The 21,203-nt window shown below is 45.0% G+C and carries 18 protein-coding genes and 4 tRNA genes; 8 read left to right on the top strand and 14 right to left on the bottom strand.

The genetic code is table 11. The annotated features are described in order from the left end of the window. Positions 1-36: 36 nt before the first annotated feature. Both AC5O63_RS13525 and metN read right to left on the bottom strand, forming a co-directional pair. Positions 37-714 (bottom strand): methionine ABC transporter permease, encoded by a 678-nt coding sequence (locus tag AC5O63_RS13525; RefSeq protein ID WP_004744825.1) that lies wholly within the window; start codon positions 712-714, stop codon positions 37-39. Beyond that, positions 704-1,738 carry a methionine ABC transporter ATP-binding protein MetN gene (gene metN / locus AC5O63_RS13520; RefSeq protein ID WP_494505339.1) on the bottom strand — a complete coding sequence of 345 codons (1,035 nt, stop codon included), beginning with the start codon at positions 1,736-1,738 and terminating at the stop codon, positions 704-706. Before metN ends, AC5O63_RS13525 begins: the two co-directional genes overlap by 11 nt. 222 nt (positions 1,739-1,960) lie before the next feature. On the opposite strand from metN, the gene gmhB reads away from it, so the two are divergent. From gmhB to treC, 5 genes are all read left to right on the top strand, one after another. Next, complete coding sequence (gene gmhB, locus AC5O63_RS13515) at positions 1,961-2,512, top strand: D-glycero-beta-D-manno-heptose 1,7-bisphosphate 7-phosphatase (RefSeq protein ID WP_494505338.1); 552 nt, start codon at positions 1,961-1,963, stop codon at positions 2,510-2,512. A gap of 48 nt (positions 2,513-2,560) precedes the next feature. After that, the gene (locus tag AC5O63_RS13510; protein ID WP_494505337.1) at positions 2,561-2,905 is read left to right on the top strand and encodes an MliC family protein; all 345 of its coding nucleotides are present in this window, start codon (positions 2,561-2,563) and stop codon (positions 2,903-2,905) included. Positions 2,906-2,975: 70 nt separating this feature from the next. Then, positions 2,976-3,923, top strand: coding sequence for a trehalose operon repressor TreR (treR, locus tag AC5O63_RS13505; RefSeq protein WP_239853800.1), 948 nt, complete (start codon positions 2,976-2,978; stop codon positions 3,921-3,923). Positions 3,924-4,132: 209 nt separating this feature from the next. After that, positions 4,133-5,557 carry a PTS trehalose transporter subunit IIBC gene (gene treB / locus AC5O63_RS13500; protein WP_171322892.1) on the top strand — a complete coding sequence of 475 codons (1,425 nt, stop codon included), beginning with the start codon at positions 4,133-4,135 and terminating at the stop codon, positions 5,555-5,557. 75 nt (positions 5,558-5,632) lie between these two features. After that, on the top strand, positions 5,633-7,315 hold the full coding sequence (gene treC, locus AC5O63_RS13495) for an alpha,alpha-phosphotrehalase (RefSeq protein WP_494505336.1): 1,683 nt from the start codon (positions 5,633-5,635) through the stop codon (positions 7,313-7,315). 163 nt (positions 7,316-7,478) lie between these two features. Here the strand turns inward: treC and AC5O63_RS13490 are convergent. The 4 genes from AC5O63_RS13490 to AC5O63_RS13475 form a co-directional block, all read right to left on the bottom strand. Beyond that, a tRNA-Tyr gene (locus tag AC5O63_RS13490) sits at positions 7,479-7,563 on the bottom strand. A gap of 103 nt (positions 7,564-7,666) precedes the next feature. Beyond that, positions 7,667-7,751: transfer RNA gene (locus tag AC5O63_RS13485), tRNA-Tyr, on the bottom strand. Positions 7,752-7,853: 102 nt separating this feature from the next. Continuing rightward, positions 7,854-7,938, bottom strand: a tRNA-Tyr gene (locus tag AC5O63_RS13480). Between the two features lie 102 nt (positions 7,939-8,040). Beyond that, a tRNA-Tyr gene (locus tag AC5O63_RS13475) sits at positions 8,041-8,125 on the bottom strand. Positions 8,126-8,412: 287 nt separating this feature from the next. Between AC5O63_RS13475 and AC5O63_RS13470 the strand changes: the two genes are divergently transcribed. Next, positions 8,413-9,483, top strand: a complete 1,071-nt coding sequence (locus AC5O63_RS13470; protein WP_494505335.1) for an efflux RND transporter periplasmic adaptor subunit — start codon at positions 8,413-8,415, stop codon at positions 9,481-9,483. Then, positions 9,483-12,605, top strand: coding sequence for a vibriobactin export RND transporter permease subunit VexH (vexH, locus tag AC5O63_RS13465; protein WP_494505334.1), 3,123 nt, complete (start codon positions 9,483-9,485; stop codon positions 12,603-12,605). Before AC5O63_RS13470 ends, vexH begins: the two co-directional genes overlap by 1 nt. Positions 12,606-12,842: 237 nt before the next feature. Here vexH and AC5O63_RS13460 read toward each other — a convergent pair whose 3' ends face one another. Continuing rightward, complete coding sequence (locus AC5O63_RS13460; RefSeq protein WP_004746253.1) at positions 12,843-13,442, bottom strand: YitT family protein; 600 nt, start codon at positions 13,440-13,442, stop codon at positions 12,843-12,845. 363 nt (positions 13,443-13,805) lie between these two features. Here AC5O63_RS13460 and glyA point away from each other — a divergent pair, with 363 nt between their 5' ends. Further along, complete coding sequence (gene glyA / locus AC5O63_RS13455) at positions 13,806-15,056, top strand: serine hydroxymethyltransferase (RefSeq protein WP_004746252.1); 1,251 nt, start codon at positions 13,806-13,808, stop codon at positions 15,054-15,056. A gap of 155 nt (positions 15,057-15,211) precedes the next feature. Here the strand turns inward: glyA and AC5O63_RS13450 are convergent, their stop codons facing one another. The 7 genes from AC5O63_RS13450 to rodA all read right to left on the bottom strand — a co-directional run bounded on the left by AC5O63_RS13450 (position 15,212) and on the right by rodA (position 21,201). Then, positions 15,212-15,538: a hypothetical protein gene (locus AC5O63_RS13450; RefSeq protein ID WP_171325355.1), complete on the bottom strand. Its 327-nt coding sequence runs from the start codon at positions 15,536-15,538 to the stop codon at positions 15,212-15,214. A 241-nt stretch (positions 15,539-15,779) separates the two neighbouring features. Further along, positions 15,780-16,745: a lipoyl synthase gene (lipA, locus tag AC5O63_RS13445; RefSeq protein WP_004746250.1), complete on the bottom strand. Its 966-nt coding sequence runs from the start codon at positions 16,743-16,745 to the stop codon at positions 15,780-15,782. Between the two features lie 7 nt (positions 16,746-16,752). Then, entirely contained in the window at positions 16,753-17,421 is a 669-nt protein-coding gene (gene lipB / locus AC5O63_RS13440; protein WP_494505333.1) for a lipoyl(octanoyl) transferase LipB, read from the bottom strand. Positions 17,422-17,599: 178 nt separating this feature from the next. Further along, positions 17,600-17,878 (bottom strand): DUF493 family protein YbeD, encoded by a 279-nt coding sequence (ybeD, locus tag AC5O63_RS13435; RefSeq protein ID WP_004415161.1) that lies wholly within the window; start codon positions 17,876-17,878, stop codon positions 17,600-17,602. Between the two features lie 149 nt (positions 17,879-18,027). Beyond that, positions 18,028-19,206: a serine hydrolase gene (locus AC5O63_RS13430; RefSeq protein WP_004746248.1), complete on the bottom strand. Its 1,179-nt coding sequence runs from the start codon at positions 19,204-19,206 to the stop codon at positions 18,028-18,030. A 90-nt stretch (positions 19,207-19,296) separates the two neighbouring features. Beyond that, on the bottom strand, positions 19,297-20,079 hold the full coding sequence (locus AC5O63_RS13425) for a septal ring lytic transglycosylase RlpA family protein (RefSeq protein WP_486795379.1): 783 nt from the start codon (positions 20,077-20,079) through the stop codon (positions 19,297-19,299). Further along, complete coding sequence (gene rodA / locus AC5O63_RS13420; protein ID WP_494505332.1) at positions 20,080-21,201, bottom strand: rod shape-determining protein RodA; 1,122 nt, start codon at positions 21,199-21,201, stop codon at positions 20,080-20,082. Positions 21,202-21,203 lie beyond the last annotated feature (2 nt).

The raw sequence follows: 21,203 nt of genomic DNA, 5'->3' as shown, positions 1-21,203 counted from the left end.
TATAAATTAAATCTGTGAGTATTCTTTATTGTGTTCTTAGCGGTGATCGACACGACGAACAATCGCATCACCAATGGATTGAATGATCTGAACTAGCACGATAAGCATTACCACAGTCACGGCCATAATGACCACGTCATAGCGGTGGAAACCGTATCGAATGGCGACGTCACCGAGACCGCCACCGCCAACCGTTCCTGCCATTGCTGAGTAACTGACAAGCGTGACGAGTGTAATGGTTACCGAGTTAACGATGGTAGGCATTGCTTCAGGAAGCAGTACCTTAGAAATAATTTGAATCGGAGTTGCGCCCATCGATTGCGCTGCTTCAACTAATCCCGTTGGGACTTCAAGTAGAGCACCTTCGATAAGGCGAGCAACAAATGGGATCGCGCCGATTGTAAGAGGCACGATGGCTGCTGTTGTACCGATAAATGTGCCGACTAACAGTTTAGTAACTGGAATAATAGCCACCATCAGTACTAGGAAAGGAACGGAACGACCCACGTTAACAATAGCGCCGAGTACACTGTTTAGTTTCGTGTTCTCAAGTAAGCCACCTTTCTTGGTGATATGCAGAATCACACCGAGTGGAATACCAACGGCAAAGCCAACAATGCCCGCCACAGCAACCATGTAGATAGTATCCCAAGTCGCGCCGATAAGTAGATTGCTGTTTAAGCTCAGCCACTGTGAAATTTCATTAAAGGACATAGCCTAGCACCTCTACTTTTACCTTGTGCTCACGCAGGAACTCAATCGCTGCATTGTCATCTTGTTCATTACCAAATAGTTCTGCGACCATCATGCCGAATTTCACACCACCGGCGTAATCGAGGTCAGAGCTGAGAATGCTGACATCAATGTTGAATTTACGGGCAATTTGCGTCATCAGAGGAGCATCGACTGTTGCACCAGTGAACTCTAGACGAACCAATGGGTAACTGCCTTCAACACGCGTTGCTTGCAAGCGAACTTGGTAATCTTCTGGAATCGACAAGTCGAGTGTAGAACGAATGAATTGATGCGCCAGTTCTGTTTTAGGATGAGCGAAAATTTCACCGACAGTCCCTTTTTCGACCAGCTCGCCATCACCAATGATCGCTACTTCGTGACAGATGCTTTTTACCACGTCCATTTCGTGAGTAATCAAAAGCATAGTGATGTTAAGCTTGCGGTTGATCTCTTTTAGCAGCTCTAGAATCGACTGAGTGGTTGCCGGATCCAATGCGCTAGTCGCTTCATCACACAGAAGAACTTTTGGATCAGACGCAAGAGCGCGTGCGATCGCAACACGCTGCTTTTGACCACCACTTAGGTTTGAAGGGTAGCTTTCATGCTTATCTTCAAGGCCGACCAGTTTTAGCAGCTCAGTCACTTTAGTGCTGATGTGCGCTTTATCTTTGCCTGCCAGCTCAAGTGGCAGAGCAACGTTGTCAAAAACCGTACGCGATGACAGTAGGTTGAAATGTTGGAAGATCATACCGATGTTACGGCGAGCTTCGCTAAGTTGCGATTTACTTAGTGTTGTGAGATCGACACCATCAACAACAATCGAGCCTGTTGTCGGTGCTTCTAACATGTTTACACAACGAATAAGCGTACTTTTCCCTGCTCCCGATGAGCCAATAACACCAAAGATTGTTCCCTGTGGAATATGAAGGTTGATCTCCTTTAAGGCATGTATTTCCTTACTGCCTTGGTAGAACACCTTATTTACTTGATTAATTTCAATCATCGAGAGACCCGCTATCAGATTAGATGAAGAGCAGCAGATAATGTTGAGCTACATCTCATTTAGTAGATGATGCTATGGTCTTACATGTTTTCTGTCAATAGATATTTTTACGTCTAGACGTCTAAACGTATCTTTTGCTCAATCGATTAGTAATTAGATAGTGATGAAAGAAATAAAGCGTGCAATAATTCTTGTAAAGTAAAGTACATAGAGAAGCATATTTTGGCAAAACCAGCAGTCTTTTTAGACCGAGATGGCGTGATTAACATCGATCACGGCTATGTTCATGATGAGCACGATTTTGAGTTTGTTGATGGCGTATTTGAAGCGACCAAGAAACTGAAAGATATGGGCTACCAACTGGTATTGGTGACAAACCAGTCGGGGATTGCTCGTGGTATGTTCAGTGAAGATCGTTTCCTATCTTTGACCCAATGGATGGACTGGAACTTTGTCGATAACGGCGTTGAGTTTGATGGTATTTACTACTGCCCGCACCATGCTGAACACGGTCAAGGCAAATATAAGCAAGATTGTGATTGCCGTAAGCCAAAGCCTGGGATGTTTATCTCAGCGCGTGACTTCTTGAAAATTGATATGGCGAACTCTGTTATGGTCGGTGATAAAGCCGAAGACATGATGGCAGCCGAAGCTGCCGGTGTTGGCACCAAAATCCTTGTCCGTACAGGCAAACCTGTTACAGAGAAAGGCGAAGCTATCGCGTCTGTGGTACTCGACAGTATTAAAGAAGTCCCAGCGTATTTAGCGAAATAAACTGAAAAAGGCTGCCAAGGGCGGCCTTTGTTTTGTTTGGAGGGAATCATGAGATATCGGTTGTTATTTGCAGTCGCATTAGGGCTGAGCGTGTCAGCGTGCTCTTTCACTTCGATGGAACGTGAAAACCACTACCAAGGTGATTTTCTATTCTATCAATGTAGTGGTGGCGAAACCTTCAAGCTAGCCTTAATGCCCAATGATTATACGGCACTGCTAAGGTTACCTAAGAAAGATTATCGCATGATCCAGGTTCCCTCTGGCTCTGGCACTAAATACATTCTCCATGATGGCACCGCAGAAATACAAAACCCAGTGACCCTCTATACCAAAGGCAAAGAAGCCCGCTTAGAACTTGGCCACTTGGTGTATAAAAATTGCATTACCCAATAGATCTTTTACGATAGCGTGTCTGGAGGCATATCGCCTCCTTGCAACGTCCAACTACTAGACCCACGACTTTATGAGCAAAAAACTAACCATTCTTGATATTGCCCGGTTATCCGGTGTTGGAAAATCGACCGTCTCTCGTGTTCTGACCAACGATCCTAAAGTTAAGCCAGAAACACGTGCTAAGGTCGAACAGGTGATTCAGGAATCTGGTTATGTTCCTTCAAAATCGGCGCAAGCTATGCGTGGAGGAAGCCAAAAAGTGGTGGGGGTCATTATCTCTCGTCTCGATTCTCCATCAGAAAACAAAGCCGTGGGCAGTATGCTTAATACCTTGTACAGCGCGGGCTATGATGTTGTCATTATGGAGAGTCAGTTCGATCGAGCAAAGACCAACGACCATTTGGATGTGCTGAAAAAGCGCAATGTTGATGGTGTCATTGTGTTCGGTTTTAGTGACTTTGATATTGCTAAGCTGGCGAGCTGGCATAATCGCACTGTGGTTATCGCGATGGACACCGATAAAGTTTCGTCAATCAACTACGACAATAGACAGGTCATTGTTAAGGCGTTGCAGTTCTTAGAGCAAAAGAGCCTCAAGAACGTCGCATTTATTGGTGTCGATCCGAGTGATAAAACTACGGGCAAGTTACGTTTAGACGCTTACCTCGATTGGTGCCAATCTCACTCTATTTCACCGAACTATCAGACAGGGCAACTAAACCACGAGAGCGCTTATTTGCTGGTGGACGATGTCTTGAACCAAGACGTTCAAGCGATTGTTTGTGCCAGTGACACCTTAGCTTTAGGGGTCATTAAGCGTTTACAAGAGCTTAATCGTGAAGATGTGGTTGTCACTGGTGTGGGTGGAAATGAACTGCTTTCCTTCCTGTTTCCCAAAGTATTTAGTATTGACCCAGGTTACTCTTTAGCCGGCGAAAGGGCTGCTAAGTTGCTGATTTCTCAAATTAATGGTGAGCTTGAGCAAGTTCATATCACTCAAGAACCTATCTCAATCTAAGCCATTATTTTCAAAGTGATTTAAAATTATACTGTGATCTCTTTCAATTAATGGGATTGTTCCCATTTTTATCTGTAAATAGATCTGACAGTATAATAAGCACATTTGGGAATGTTCCCATAAATAGAAAAACAACAAGCTTAGTCAGTTTGAAACGTCAACATTGTTGACAACAGATGAATGAGAATCCAATTAGGGTGGACATGGATATGAGTAAGATTGCGAAACAAGAAGTTGAGCGTCTGATTGAATTAGTTGGTGGTCGCGAAAACATCGCGAGTGTAAGCCACTGTCTAACTCGCCTTCGCTTTGTACTGAATGATACCGATAAAGCAGACGAGAAAGCGCTAGAGGCGTTGCCAATCGTAAAAGGTTGCTTTACCAATGCGGGTCAGTTCCAGGTAGTGATCGGAACTGAAGTTGATGAAGTGTATAAAGTGCTGATTGAGCTATCAGGTAAGAGCGAAGCGTCAAAAGACGAAGCGAAACTTGCTGCTCGCCAAAACATGAACGTATTGGAACGTGGTATTTCCCATCTTGCTGAAATCTTTGTACCACTACTTCCTGCAATCATCACTGGTGGTTTGATCTTAGGTTTCCGTAATGTGATTGGTGACATCAAGATGTTTGATGGCCAGTCGCTAACTGAAATTAGTCAGTTCTGGGCAACGGTTCATAGCTTCTTATGGTTAATTGGTGAAGCGATCTTCTTCTTCCTGCCTGTTGGGGTATGTTGGTCAACAGTGAAGAAGCTAGGAGGCACACCAATTCTAGGTATCACTTTAGGTGTGACTCTGGTCTCTCCGCAGTTGATGAATGCCTATCTTATCGGTAAGCAAGCCCCAGAAGTGTGGGACTTTGGCCTGTTCGTGATTGAAAAAGTCGGTTATCAAGCTCAGGTGATTCCTGCGATGTTAGCGGGTATGGCGCTGGCGTTTATTGAGACTAACCTGAAACGTATTGTTCCTTCTTACCTTTACTTAGTTGTTGTTCCTTTCGTTTCTATCATTGTTTCTGTGGTATTGGCTCACTCTCTAATTGGTCCGTTTGGCCGTGTATTAGGCGATGGTGTGGCATTTGCAGCGAAAGCGGCGATGACTGGAGACTTCGCGGTAATAGGTTCGATGGTATTTGGTTTCCTATACGCACCACTTGTTATCACTGGCATTCACCACACGACTAACGCCGTCGATCTGCAACTAATGCAAGACCTAGGTGGTACGCCAATTTGGCCATTGATCGCTCTATCAAACATTGCTCAAGCTTCAGCGGTTGTCGGCATTATCATCATCAGTAAAAAACATGGTGAGCGCGATATTTCAGTTCCAGCGGCGATTTCTGCTTACTTAGGTGTAACTGAGCCTGCGATGTACGGTATTAACTTGAAGTACAAGTTCCCAATGCTAAGCGCAATGATTGGTAGTGCAATTGCAGCAGCGATCTGTGGTAGTGCGGGCGTTATGGCGAACGGTATTGGTGTGGGCGGTCTACCGGGTATCTTATCTATCCAACCACAGTTCTGGGGCATTTTTGCAATCGCAATGCTAGTGGCAATTGCCGTACCTGCCGCATTGACCCTGTTCTTCTACAAGCGTGCGCAAATGAAAGGCGAGTTAGAGCCAGCGAACGCGTAACCCATCATTTTTTGGAGCGGCATTTCGTCGCTCCTTTTTCAAAGTTTATTATTTTTTTGGTAAGTGAGTTTAGCAATGACAACAATCGCTAATGATGCAAATTGGTGGAAAACCGCCTCGATCTATCAGATTTACCCTAAGAGCTTTTGCGACAGTGGCAGTAAAGGAACAGGGGATATTCAAGGCATTATTTCTAAGCTTGATTACTTGAAACTATTGGGTGTTGATGCGATTTGGCTAACACCCGTTTATCAGTCACCAATGATTGATAATGGTTACGATATCTCGGACTACTACGCGATCAATCCAGATTTTGGCACCATGGATGATTTTGACCAGCTTCTCGCTGAAGCTCATCAGCGTGGTATTCGCATTATTATGGATATCGTCGTCAACCATACATCGACTGAGCATGAGTGGTTCCAGTCTGCGCTCGGTGATAAAAACAGTCCTTATCGTGATTACTACATTTGGAAAGATCCGGTTGATGGCGGAATCCCTAACAACTGGCAATCAAAATTTGGTGGCAGTGCTTGGGAGCTTGATGAAAAAACGGGTCAGTACTTTATGCATCTCTTCGCCAAAGAGCAGGCCGACCTAAACTGGGAAAACCCGAAAGTTCGCGGCGAAGTCAAAGAAGTGATCAGCTTCTGGGCTGAAAAAGGTGTAGATGGCTTCCGTCTAGACGTAATCAACCTAATTTCTAAACAGCAGGACTTCCCCAATGATCACCTTGGCGATGGTCGACGCTTTTATACCGATGGACCTCGCGTACACGAATATCTGCAAGAGATTAGCGAGGCGGTATTCCAGAAGTACGGCAGTGTGACGGTGGGTGAAATGTCTTCGACGACCCTAGAACATTGTCAGCAATATTCATCGCTTGATAACAAAGAGTTGTCGATGGTGTTTAATTTCCACCACTTAAAGGTCGATTATCCAAATGGTGAAAAGTGGACCAAGGCGCCATTCGATTTCTCCCAGTTGAAGCAGATCTTTAATCATTGGCAGACAGGTTTAAATGGCAAAGGGTGGGGCGCGCTATTCTGGTGTAACCATGACCAGCCACGAGTGGTAAGCCGATTGGGTGACGACAAACACTATCGTTTAGAATCCGCCAAAATGCTCGCAGCTTCAGTGCACATGATGCAAGGGACGCCATATATCTACCAAGGTGAAGAGATCGGTATGACCAACCCAGGTTACACCTCTATCGAGCAATATCGTGACGTAGAAAGCACCAATATGTATGACATCATGGTTAATGAGCAAGGCGTTGAACATCAAGAAATGATGGCGATTTTGGCACAAAAATCTCGTGATAATTCTCGTACGCCGATGCAGTGGAATGGGGAGCAGTATGCTGGTTTCTCAAAAGCGCAGCCTTGGCTTGAAGTGGCAAGTAACTATGCAGAAATTAACGCAGATAAAGCAGTAGCAGATAAAAACTCAGTATTCTATTTTTATCAGCAGTTGATTCAGCTACGTAAAGAGATTGAAGTGATCACTACAGGTAGCTATGTCGATCTCTATCCTGAGCATAAGGCGGTGTTCGGTTATCAGCGTAAATCACAAAGTCAGACCCTAATTTGTTTGAATAACTATTACGCAGCCGAAACAGAATGTGTCTTACCTGAAGGGTTTGATTGCGATAAAGCACAATACGTTTTGGGTAACTACGAGCTTTCTGGAGAAAATGTATCTCAGCATCAAGTGCTTCGCCCTTATGAAACACGCATTATTCTTTTAGAAAACTAACCCCCCTATAGTTGTTAGTTTGTTTAGCCCCGCAGGACGGGGCTTTTTTTATGCTTGCAAGAATAGAGAATAGAGAATAGAGAATAGAGAATAGAGAATAGGAGTGCGCTTAGGCTTTCGATAGGTACAAAAAAACCAGCTCAATGAGCTGGTTTTCTGTATATGGTGGAGGGGGACGGATTCGAACCATCGAAGGCAGTGCCAGCAGATTTACAGTCTGATCCCTTTGGCCACTCGGGAACCCCTCCAGGGTATTTTTATACTTGGTAGTGTTTTCCCAACACACTATTCAAGTGTTTCTCACAACTTATTGAATGGGTTATCCACTCAGAGCAGTCATAAGAAGAAATATGGTGGAGGGGGACGGATTCGAACCATCGAAGGCAGTGCCAGCAGATTTACAGTCTGATCCCTTTGGCCACTCGGGAACCCCTCCAGGGTATTTTATACTTGGTAGTGTTTTCCCAACACACTATCCAAGTGTTTCTCACAACATATCTAACGGTTTATCCACCGAACAGACTATTATAAGAAAATATGGTGGAGGGGGACGGATTCGAACCATCGAAGGCAGTGCCAGCAGATTTACAGTCTGATCCCTTTGGCCACTCGGGAACCCCTCCAGGGTATTTTATACTTGGTAATGTTTTCCCAACACACTATTCAAGTGTTTCTCACAACTTATTGAATGGGTTATCCACTCAAAGTAGTCATAAGAAGAAATATGGTGGAGGGGGACGGATTCGAACCATCGAAGGCAGTGCCAGCAGATTTACAGTCTGATCCCTTTGGCCACTCGGGAACCCCTCCAGGGTGTTTTCCTATTCTCAATCAAGGAATAGGCTTAAGTGATGTTTTCCCAACACATCTCTCAAGTGCGGAGCGCATCATAGCAAACTCGTAAAAGCTGTAAAGCGTTTTCTTATAATTTTGAATTGAATGATGCCTTTTTGGGCAAAGATGGCAGGAATTAACCATAAAGCTCAAACAATCAACGGCTTTACTTACATAATATTTCTCGCTCTTTACATTAGTTGACGTTCAGAATGCGAATTACCGGATACAATATGTCTAGTTTATCTATGCAGAATCTAACCATGAAAAATAAAATTGTTCTGAGTTTATTGTCTCTGTCTATTTTGGCTGCTGCTCCTACATCGTATGCCAAGAGACAAGGTCCATCGAAGGTAACTGTTGTCACTGAGCAAGTACAAACCCATCAAGTATCCCAGTCTCTTGTACTCGTCGGTAAATTGGATGCAGAGCAGTCCGTTATCATTTCTCCTGAAGTGGCTGGTAAAGTTGACGTGATTGCCGTTAAAGCCAATCAAGTTGTTCGAGAAGGGCAACTGTTGATTCAACTTGACGATGACAGAGCTAAGGCTTCAGTGGCTGAAGCGAAAGCGTATCTCAAAGATGAGCAACGTAAACTTAAAGAATTTGAGCGTTTGGTTAAGCGTAATGCGATTACTCAAACAGAGATCGATGCGCAAGAGGCAAGTGTCGACATCGCCAAAGCGCGTTTAGATGCTGCTAATGCTGATCTTAACGATTTATATATCAGCGCACCGTTTTCAGGAACGGTGGGTTTTATTGATTTTAGCCGCGGTAAGATGGTGAGCGCGGGCACAGAGCTATTGAGCTTAGATGATTTATCGATCATGCGTTTGGATCTTCAGGTGCCAGAGCGTTATTTGTCGCAACTTTCTAATGGTATGCAAGTCACCGCAACGACGGCAGCGTGGCAAGGTCAATCCTTCAGTGGTGAAGTGGTCGGTATAGACTCTCGCATTAACCAAGAAACCTTGAACCTGCGGGTTCGCATTCACTTCTCTAATCCAGAGCAGCAGTTAAAGCCGGGTATGTTAGTTTCGGCTGCAATGGACTTTCCTGCCATTGAAGCACCTATCATTCCGGTTCAAGCTCTCGAATATTCGGGAACCAAGCGTTTCGTCTATGTCGTAACTGAAGAGGGGACGGCAACACGTACAGAAGTTATTTTGGGTGCGCGCGTCGATAACCAAGTCGTCATTGAAGAAGGGCTTTCTATCGGCGATAAGATCGTTGTGCAAGGTATCGTCAATATGCGTGATGGTGTAGCTGTTTCTGAGTTAGGCAGCGATGGCCGCCCTAAAAACGCGCAAAAGAGCCAAGAAGGGTCTAACTAATGCTGTTATCTGATGTTTCAGTAAAGAGGCCTGTTGCTGCGGTTGTACTCAGCCTTCTACTGTGTGTGTTTGGTATCGTCTCATTTAGCAAGCTTGCGGTGCGCGAGATGCCAGATATCGAAAGCCCTGTGGTCTCGATCAACACACGTTACGATGGGGCCTCGGCAACCATCATTGAAAGCCAGATAACGTCGGTACTTGAAGATCAGCTTTCGGGTATCAGTGGTATCGATGAAATTTCCTCAACAACGCGTAATAGTAGTTCGAGAATCACTATTACGTTTGAGCTAGGCTACGATCTGAATACGGGTGTCAGTGACGTTCGAGATGCGGTAGCAAGGGCTCAGCGCGCATTGCCTGATGAAGCCGATGACCCGGTTGTTTTTAAGAACAACGGTTCCGGTGAAGCCTCTCTTTATATCAACCTAAGTTCATCCGAGATGGATCGGACACAGTTAACCGATTACGTTGACCGAGTGCTACTTGACCGTTTTAGCCTTATCTCAGGGGTGAGCTCAGTTGATGTTTCCGGCGGCTTGTATAAGGTGATGTACGTTAAGCTTAAACCTGACCAAATGGCAGGGCGGGGCGTGACGGCATCCGATATTACAACCGCCTTACGCAGTGAGAACGTTGAAAATCCAGGCGGTGAAGTGCGTAACGATCAAATCGTTATGTCTGTTCGTACTGCTCGCAGCTATAACCAAGCTGAAGACTTTGAGTATTTGGTCGTCAAGCGCGCTTCAGATAACTCGCCAATCTATCTGAAAGATGTGGCGGATGTTTTCATTGGCGCAGAGAACGAAAACTCGACCTTTAAAAGTGATGGTGTCGTTAACGTAAGTATGGGTATCGTACCCCAATCGGATGCGAACCCGCTTGAGGTTGCGACGAGAGTGCACAAAGAAGTCGAGAATATTCAACAGTTCTTGCCTGAAGGAACGCGCTTAGCCATCGATTATGATTCAACTGTGTTTATCGAGCGTTCAATTGCGGAAGTCTACAGCACGCTGTTTATTACCGGTGGTCTTGTTATCTTGGTGCTGTACATCTTTATCGGCCAAGCAAGAGCGACGTTAATCCCAGCCGTAACCGTTCCTGTTTCTTTGATTTCATCTTTTATCGCCGCTTACTATTTTGGTTTCTCGATCAACCTCATCACCTTAATGGCTTTGATCCTATCGATTGGTCTGGTTGTAGATGATGCGATTGTGGTCGTTGAGAACATCTTCCACCATATTGAGCGTGGAGAGAAACCCCTGCTCGCTGCTTACAAAGGGACGCGCGAAGTGGGTTTCGCGGTTGTAGCGACGACCTTGGTGCTAGTCATGGTCTTCCTGCCAATTTCCTTTATGGATGGCATGGTCGGCTTACTGTTCACGGAGTTCTCGGTACTGTTGGCGATGTCGGTGATCTTCTCCTCGTTGATCGCATTAACCTTAACGCCAGTTTTAGGCAGCAAGCTGCTAAAAGCCAATGTTAAACCAAACCGCTTTAATCTGTTTATCGACAATATGTTTAGCCACCTTGAATCAGGCTATCGTAAGGTTCTGAAAGGGGCGCTGAGTTGGAAATGGGCGGCGCCTCTTGTCATCATGGCGTGTGTCGGCGGTAGTTGGGGACTCATGCAGCAGGTTCCTGCTCAATTAGCGCCTTCAGAGGACCGCGGTGTTATCTTTGCTTTTGCTCGCGGTGCTGATGCAACCAGTTACAACCGTATGGCGGCAAACATGGATATCATTGAAGAACGCTTGATGCCTCTGCTTGGGCAGGGCTTCCTCAAATCCTTTAGCATTCAATCGCCAGCTTTTGGCGGTAATGCGGGCGACCAAACGGGCTTTGTTATCATGATCCTTGAAGATTGGAATGATCGTGATATCACCGCACAGCAAGCTTTGGGCGAAGTTCGCAAAGCGCTAGCGGGTATCGCTGATGTTAGAGTATTCCCATTTATGCCAGGTTTCCGTGGTGGCTCTAGCGAACCTGTTCAGTTTGTTCTCGGTGGTTCTGATTATGCTGAACTTAAAACTTGGGCGGAAAAACTAGAGCAACTTGCTGAAGACTCGCCATTTATGGAAGGCGCAGACATCAACTACTCGGAAAGAACGCCTGAGCTAGTTGTGTCAGTAGATAAACAGCGCGCAGCCGAGCTTGGGATTAGCGTGGAAGCGATCTCGGAAACACTTGAAATCATGTTGGGTGGTAAGAGTGAGACGACCTTTGTTGAGCGCGGTGAAGAGTATGACGTTTACCTGCGTGGTGATGAGAACAGCTTTAACAATGCCGCGGATCTGAGCCAAATTTATATGCGAACCGTTTCTGGTGAATTGGTCACTCTTGACGCGGTCACTAAGATTGAAGAAGTTGCCTCCTCGATTCGTCTATCGCACTACAATAAGCAGAAGGCCGTGACGATTACAGCCAACCTTTCTGACGGTTATACCTTAGGGGATGCGCTCGATTTCTTAGATCAACAAGCGATAGAACTATTACCGGGTGACATTTCGGTGAGCTACTCTGGTGAGTCAAAAGATTATAAAGAGAACCAGTCGAGTATCTTAGTTGTGTTTGGTTTAGCGCTGCTGGTGGCTTATCTCGTTCTTGCTGCGCAGTTTGAAAGCTTTATCAACCCATTAGTGGTTATGTTTACCGTCCCTATGGGAGTGTTTGGTGGCTTCCTTGGACTGTTTGTGATGGGACAAGGCCTCAACATCTATAGCCAGATTGGTATGATCATGTTGATCGGTATGGTAACTAAGAACGGTATCTTGATTGTTGAGTTTGCTAACCAGCTTCGCGATCGCGGCATTGAGTTTGAGAAGGCTATTGTTGATGCGTCTGCGCGTCGCCTGCGCCCTATCATGATGACGGCCTTTACGACTCTTGCTGGCGCTATACCGCTAATTATGTCGACGGGGGCGGGCTATGAAAGCCGAGTGGCTGTAGGTACGGTGATCTTCTTTGGTATGGGTTTCGCAACTTTGGTAACTCTGTTCGTTATCCCTGCTATGTACCGCTTGATTTCAGCTACGACTCAGTCGCCGGGTCATGTGGAAGCAGAGCTAAACAAAGAACTAAGCCACGATGTGAAAGCACGTGTCTCGCACGGAGAGTTGGAGTAAAGGGGCCGGAACGGGCGTTGCCCTATGGAACACTTCGTTTCGGGAAAACGGGATCGGGCTTCGCCCTTCTAGAGTTTTTCGTTCCCGCATCCCGAATCCATAGCGAAGCGTTCCAAAATAAAAAGGGTTGATACCATGTATCAACCCTCAAAAACTTTCCAGTTATCCAGTTATCCAGTTATCCAGTTATCCAGTTATCCAGTTATCCAGTTATCCAGTTATCCAGTTATCCAGTTTCTAACCGTAATTCACACTATAACGGGTTGGCTTGTGGTTCATTGCCAACACAAGGTTAAGTGCAATGGCACCAATGATAGAAAGCACGATAATTTGCGGTGACACGAAGAAAAACGATGCGACTAAAATTGTAAAATCGATAGCTAACTGAGATTTTCCAACCGAAATGCCGAATTTATCTTGGATAAACAGACATAGAACATTGAAACCGCCCAAACTAGAGCGATGGCGGAAGAGTATCAACATCCCCAATCCCATTAATAAACCACCTGCGACTGCACAGTAGACTTCGTTAATGGTATCTAAGCTAATCACTAAATAGAGGTGATCGGCAAATACAGAGACCAAGGCGCCAGAAATCGCACTATTAAAAGCAAAACGCGAACCGAATCGTTTCCATGCCAAAAGGTAAAAAGGACAATTGGCAATAAAGTAGAGAGTACCAAAAGAGAACGAAACAAACTGGCTAGCTAACAGTGCCAGTCCGGTTGTGCCGCCAGTGAGCAATGACGCTGATTGTAAAAAGAAAACCCCTTGGGCAACCAGAAAAGTCCCGGTCAGAATTGCGATCCAGTCTTCTCTTCTTGAGTGTTTTTCCATCAATTTAAAATTTAACTGCTGAATATTGGCGTGCATACTATTTAAAAATTGAGGATTTCGGTAGCTTGAGAGGGAAAATTAAGGTAAACCTATGTAATTATCGTTTTACGGAGTGTAAAGGATAAAATTGACACTTTTCTAAGTCATCATTTGGAGAAATGTTCAATATGACATTCCTTGTAAAGCATTATGAAAAAACTGCATGAGAAAAATTTCAATTTTCTCTTTATGACCTAGATCAAATTATGTAGAATGCGCGTCATTAGCTTAATGCAAACGTTTGCGTCAGGTAAAAACGTCGGTATTGAGGTCATAAATCAGTTTTTTAAAACTTTAAGTCTTAATCTGAGTCAGGAGATACAGATGCTAAAGCGTGATATGAACATCGCAGATTACGATGCGGAACTGTTCGCAGCAATCCAAGAAGAAACTCTTCGCCAGGAAGAACACATTGAACTAATCGCTTCTGAAAACTACACAAGCCCACGTGTAATGGAAGCTCAAGGTTCTCAGCTAACTAACAAATACGCTGAAGGTTACCCAGGCAAGCGTTACTACGGTGGTTGTGAGTACGTAGATAAAGCAGAAGCTCTTGCTATCGACCGTGCATGTGAGCTTTTCGGTTGTGAGTATGCAAACGTACAGCCACACTCTGGTTCTCAAGCAAACAGTGCTGTTTACATGGCACTTCTAAACCCAGGCGATACAGTTCTAGGTATGAGCCTAGCGCACGGTGGTCACCTGACTCACGGTTCACCAGTAAACTTCTCTGGTAAGCACTACAACGTTATTCCTTACGGTATCGACGAAGCGGGTCAAATCAACTACGACGAAATGGAGCAACTGGCTCTTGAGCACAAGCCTAAGATGATTATCGGTGGTTTCTCAGCTTACTCTCAAATCGTAGATTGGGCTCGCATGCGTGAAATCGCAGACAAAGCAGGTGCTTGGTTGTTTGTTGATATGGCTCACGTAGCAGGTCTAATTGCTGCAGGTGTATACCCAACGCCAGTGCCACACGCTCACGTTGTGACAACAACGACACACAAAACGCTAGCAGGTCCACGTGGTGGTCTAATCCTGTCTAACGCTGGCGAAGAGATGTACAAAAAACTGAACTCTGCTGTATTCCCAGGTGGTCAGGGTGGTCCTCTAATGCACGTTATCGCGGGCAAAGCGGTTGCATTTAAAGAAGCAATGGAGCCAGAGTTCAAAGAGTACCAAGCACGCGTTGTTAAGAATGCAAAAGCTATGGTTGCTCAGTTCCAAGAGCGCGGTTACAAAATCGTTTCTAACGGTACAGAGAACCACCTGTTCCTAGTTGATCTGATCGACAAAGACATTACAGGTAAAGATGCAGATGCAGCACTAGGTGCAGCAAACATCACCGTAAACAAAAACTCAGTACCAAACGACCCACGTAGCCCATTCGTTACTTCTGGTATCCGTGTAGGTTCTCCAGCAATCACTCGCCGTGGTTTCACTGAGGACGATGCAAAAGATCTAGCGAACTGGATGTGTGACGTTCTAGATAACATCGGCAACGAAGAAGTTATCGAAGCGACTAAAGCTAAGGTTCTTGAAATTTGTAAGCGTCTACCAGTTTACGCTTAATTAGGTTTCTGCTTAATCGAAAACACCTCCTGCTGGAGGTGTTTTTTTATGTCTCCAATACCAACCAGAATCAATGTCTGAGCACCTGTTTTTCTGATAGGTACAAAACAAAAACGGCAGCCTTGTTGGGCTGCCGTTTCAGATCTTAGTTCAGCTTATTTGTTTACGCTGATTGTCTCACCAGATTTACAACGGAACTGGTAGTACTTAGTGCTTTCGTTGAACTTAGATAGACCTTCACCACTACAGTAGTCAGCGTTGATATCACGCATAGTATCTAGCGTTGCTTCTGTGCGAAGAGCAAACTTAGAGCCATCAGCACATACAATGCGTACTCGACCATCGTCACTGACTGAGTAAGTTTTCACTTCAGTGTTACAAAGTTCGAAAGAAGCGTCCATGTAGTTGTCTTGCTGAGTGGGTTCAGATGCACAACCTGCAAGAGTAATAGCCACAACAGCGGCAGCAAAAATGTTTTTCATGCGTCTATCCAATATTTCGAGTATTTAAGCCAATCCCATCATTTATCTGAACATAACGTTATTGGCATGAACAAAGTTTGATTTAGGTATTATATCAAACCTAGAGTTTCATTCTAGTATCAAAGTTGTTTCAATACTTGATATGGTAGTGGATTGTGGCGGGTGAGTAAAATCGCTACAAATAAAATATGCCTCACGTTCAAAAACGAGAGGCATAGATAAGTGATTGTCTTACTGTAATTTAGCTTACTTCTACGCCTTGTGCTTGTAAGTCAGCATGGTACGAAGAACGCACAAATGGACCACAAGCTGCGTGAGTAAAGCCAAGCTCAAGAGCGATTTCTTTTAGCTCATCAAACTCTGACGGTGGAACGTAACGTTCAACCGGTAGGTGATGGCGGCTAGGTGCTAGGTATTGGCCTAACGTCAGCATAGTGACACCGTGAGCACGAAGATCTTTCAATACTTCGACGATCTCTTCTTTTGTTTCACCCAAGCCCATCATAATACCTGACTTAGTCGGAATATTTGGGTGTTGTTCTTTGAATTTTTGTAGCAGCTGCAATGACCACTTGTAGTTCGCACCTGGGCGCGCTTTACGATACAGACGAGGTGCTGTCTCTAAGTTGTGGTTGAAAACATCCGGTGGATTGTCTTTTAGCAACTCAAGAGCAACGTCCATACGACCACGGAAGTCTGGTACAAGCGTTTCAATCTTAATGTTCGGATTTAGTTCGCGGATCTCACGGTTACAGTCGGCAAAATGCTGCGCACCACCATCTCGGAGATCGTCACGGTCAACGGAAGTAATAACCACGTACTTCAGTTTCATGTCTTGAATAGTTTTAGCCAATTTCTTCGGCTCATCTGCTTCAGGAGTCAGTGGACGTCCATGAGCAACGTCGCAGAATGGGCAACGACGGGTACAAATTGCACCCAAAATCATAAAGGTTGCAGTACCGTGGTTAAAACATTCTGCAAGGTTAGGGCATGAAGCTTCTTCACAAACGGAGTGTAAGTTGTTTTTACGCATTGCCGATTTAATATCTTGAATGCGCTGGCTGTCCGCAGGTAGCTTGATCTTCATCCAGTCTGGTTTACGAAGAACTTCTTTTTGCTCTGTAGGCATGTTCTTTACTGGAATCAGTGCCATTTTATCAGCGTCGCGGTACTTAACGCCTTTTTCCATTTGGATTGGTTTACTCATGCTTCTCTTACTTCTCGTTATTGTTGGTCTTGTGGCCTGCTTGTGTGTCGACACTAACCTGTTCATAGTTAAGTAAATCAACCAGTTCTTCGACTAGTTTTGTCTCTACTTGAGTCATGTCGTCAGGTCCGCCAAGTTGGCTGACTTGAACCATTTCCATTCCAGCATAACCACAAGGGTTGATACGTAGAAATGGTGTAAGATCCATATTCACATTTAGTGCTAAGCCGTGGAACGAACAACCTTTACGGATTCGTAATCCTAAGGAACAGATTTTCTTCCCATCTACATAGACACCTGGTGCATCAGGGCGTGCAGCTGAGTCGATATTGTATGCTTTTAGGGTATTAATTACGAGATTCTCAATATGAGTAACAAGATCTCGTACTCCCATTTTTTTACGACGAAGGTTAATCAGAAAGTACGCAACAAGCTGACCTGGCCCGTGGTAGGTGACTTGGCCACCACGATCGCTCTGTACAACGGGGATATCACCCGTATTAAGTAGGTGTTCCGCCTTACCTGCTTGCCCTTGTGTGAAGACTGGATTGTGTTCAACAAGCCACACCTCGTCAGCGGTGTCTTCTGTCCGGTTATCTGTGAAGTCATGCATTGCTTGCCAAATTGGCTCGTAATCTTGTCTTCCTAGATGTTTCACAACAAGCTGGTTTTGCATTCCGCTTTCCATCGTCGGTTAATAAAGTTAACGGATTATAAACTGCTTCTGGTCAAGGGACTATATACCAGTAACACATTTTTAACCCTAGACTTTTTGTAGGATAATTATCTGTTTGATATCTAAAAAGAAAGCAGCTTTCGCTGCCTTCAAAAAAAATTGAGTTAACTCAAATTTTTTATAGCACCATGCGTACAATGTCGATCTCACCGAGCTCTTTGTAAAGCGTTTCAACTTGCTCGATAGAAGTTGCAGTGATATTGACAGACACTGAGTGGTAATTGCCCTTAGCACTAGGTTTTACGGTTGGGCTGTAATCACCTGGAGCATGGCGTTGGATGACTTCAAGAACCTTTTCAGGAAGCTCAGGCTTTGCATAGCCCATGACCTTGTAGGTAAACGAACAAGGGAACTCAAGCAGGTCTTTCAGTTTTGCATCTGAATTAATGTTCAGCATTTTGAAACTCCAAGTTGGGAAGTCGTTGTTAGCAGCGCGGAATAGTACTGTCTATCGAGGATGAACTCAAGATACCCTCTGCGCTATGTCGAAAGCGTGAAAAACAAAAAAAGCCGCACTAGGCGGCTTTTCAAAGCTAAGTACTCGAATTACAAGAAGCTTTTGAACAGCATTACAATGTAATCCCATAGGCGGCTGAATAGGCTACCTTCTTCCACATCTTCTAGTGCAAGAAGTGGGTACTCTGCAATATCTTCACCTTCTAGTTGATAGTATAGCTTACCAACTACGTCACCTTTCATAATTGGGGCTTCTAGCTCTTTTTCAAGGATGAAGCTTGCCTTAAGGTTTTTCGCTTGGCCGCGAGGTAGTGTTACATAGGTATCTTGGTCCAGACCTAGTGCAACCGTATCTTTGTTACCCATCCAGATCTTTTCTTCAACGAAGGTTTCACCGGCTTTGTGAGGAGCAACTGTTTCGAAGAAACGGAAACCGTAGCTTAGAAGCTTTTTGCTTTCAGATTTACGTGCATTCGCATTTTTAGTTCCCATAACTACCGCAACTAGGCGCATTTTGCCTTCTGTCGCAGAGCTAACTAGGCTGTAACCTGCGTTGCTCGTGTGTCCAGTTTTGATGCCGTCAACGTTCATGCTCTTATCCCAAAGCAGACCGTTACGGTTGTATTGGGTGATGCCGTTGTAAGTGAACTTTTTGTCTGAGTAGATACGGTACTCGTCTGGCACGTCACGGATAAGCGCGCTACCCAATAAAGCCATATCGTAAGGCGTTGAGTATAGGTTCGGGTTATCTAGACCATGCACGTTAGCAAAGTGCGTGTCTTTCATGCCGATAGTATCTGCCCAAGCGTTCATAAGATCGACAAATGCGTCTTCTGAACCTGCGATGTGCTCTGCCATGGCAACACAAGCATCGTTACCAGACTGAACAATGATACCGCGATTTAGGTCTTCTACTTTTACCGTAGTACCCACTTCGATAAACATTTTTGAAGAATCAGGAAAGTTCTTCGCCCAAGCGTTTTTACTGATAGTGACATCATCTTGAAGTGAGATGTTGCCACGCTCTAATTCTTGGCCGATGACATAACTGGTCATCATCTTAGTCAAACTTGCTGGAGATAATTTGGTGTTCATCTCTTTTTCAGCAAGTACTTTACCTGAATGGTAATCCATCAATACGTAGCCTTTAGCTGCGATTTGAGGTGCGTCAGGAACCACAATTGGTGATGCGAATGCAGAAGATGCGAAAGTTGCAGAAAGCGCAATAGAAGACGCAAAAGCTGATTTAATTAGCGTTGTTTTTTTCATATTGACTACAGAATTATCGTTTACTGTCCATATCTTAACAGAATCAATCTCTCAAGCCAGTGTAGGTGTTTGGATACACTGGATTGAGGACTAGTGGGATTTTATGAAAGCACTGGTGTAACCCAAGTCTTTCACTTGCTCAAGTGCTTTTTGACTATGCATATAGTCGCTAAATGGGCCTAAAAACACTCGGTGAAGCTTGTCGCCAGAACTGACATAACTCTTAACCGAAAGTTTTTGACTCAAATCTTGCGCTAAAGTTTCAACTCGGTCTTGATGTTGTGATGAAGCTACCTGAACGACAAACTTTGGCAAAGCCTCTTGTTTGTGTGCTTGGGTTGGTCTGTCGACAGTTATCACTTCAATAGCAACGTTGGCGGTGCCGGTGCGAATCACGTCGAGTTTTAGCGCCGCCGCGTAGCTAAGGTCAATGATTCGCCCTTCATGAAAAGGACCGCGGTCATTGACTCGGACAATGGCAGTTTTGCCGTTATCCTTGTTGGTGACTTTGACATAGCTCGGAATCGGCAGCTCTTTATGCGCAGCCGACATTGAGTACATGTCATAGATTTCACCGTTAGAGGTTAAGTGGCCGTGGAATTTCTTGCCATACCAAGAAGCGATACCTTGTTGTTGAAAGCCTTTTGGCTCTTTTATGATGGTGTAATCTTTACCTCTTAGGGTGTAATTACTGTTCCCCCCAAGGCTATACGATTCATACATAGGTGTGGCATCTTCAATATGCTCAACACTGATTGGCGCATCAGGGGCAATGTCGTCGTCAATGGTGTAGCGCTTTGACGGTGCTGAAGAGCAGCCAGCCAAAATGAGGCTGGTGGCTGCTGCTGTGAGCAATAATTGCTTGTTTATCATTTAGATTGCCTTAGAGAATGCTTTTCTATGGGTATGGATCGACATCAAGATGCCAAAGCCTGCCATGAGGGTCACCATTGAGGTACCACCATAGCTAATAAGAGGCAGTGGGACACCTACCACGGGTAATATGCCACTTACCATGCCGATGTTGACAAAAACATAGACGAAGAAGCTGAGAACAATACTACCCGCCATCATACGACCAAAAGCTGTTTGGGCTTTACTTGCTAGAACAAGCCCACGTCCAATGATAAATAGGTAGAGGCTAAGGAGAATAAGGATACCAATTAGCCCCCACTCTTCTGCTATCACCGCGAAAATAAAGTCGGTGTGGCGTTCTGGAAGAAACTCCAACTGGGATTGCGTCCCTTGCAGCCAACCCTTTCCTGAGATACCGCCTGAACCTATGGCGATTTTACTCTGGATAATATGGTAACCCGCACCGAGAGGATCGGATTCTGGGTTAAACAGAGTCCTCACGCGAACTTTCTGATACTCGCGCATCAAGAAGAACCACAGAATAGGGAGGAAAGCGCCTAATCCACACGCCGCAGCAAAGATGATTTTCCAGCTAATACCCGCTAAGAAAATAACGAATATGCCCGATGCAGCAATAAGGATTGAAGTGCCTAAGTCTGGTTGTTTCGCGATCAAGATAGTTGGTACAAACACCATCACCAACGACATGACCAGAGTCTGGAAAGTCGGGGGAAGAGGGCGTTTACCAATGTAGCGAGCAATCATCAGTGGCACCGCGAGCTTTAATAGCTCGGAGGGCTGAAAGCGAACAAAACCTAAGTTTAGCCAACGCTGCGCCCCTTTGGAGGCTTCACCAAAGAACAGTACGCCGAGTAGCAAAACAACGCCACCGACAAACATCAGGGGCGCAAGAGCCTCATAGGTTCGAGGTGGAATTTGAGCGAGGATTAACATGACGCCTAGCGAAAGCGCCATACGCATCGCTTGTCTGTCCATCATAGCTAAACTTTGTCCGCTCGCACTGTACATAACGACGAGACCAAAGCCCATTAGCACCAATATTCCCAGCAACATAGGGAGATCGAGGTGGAAACGTTCAAACAGAGCGCGGTTTTGACCGGTTGCAGGGTTCAAATCCATGG

This window comes from Vibrio sp. SCP2 (assembly GCF_059295395.1).
This window is presented reverse-complemented; position numbering and strand designations above follow the sequence as displayed.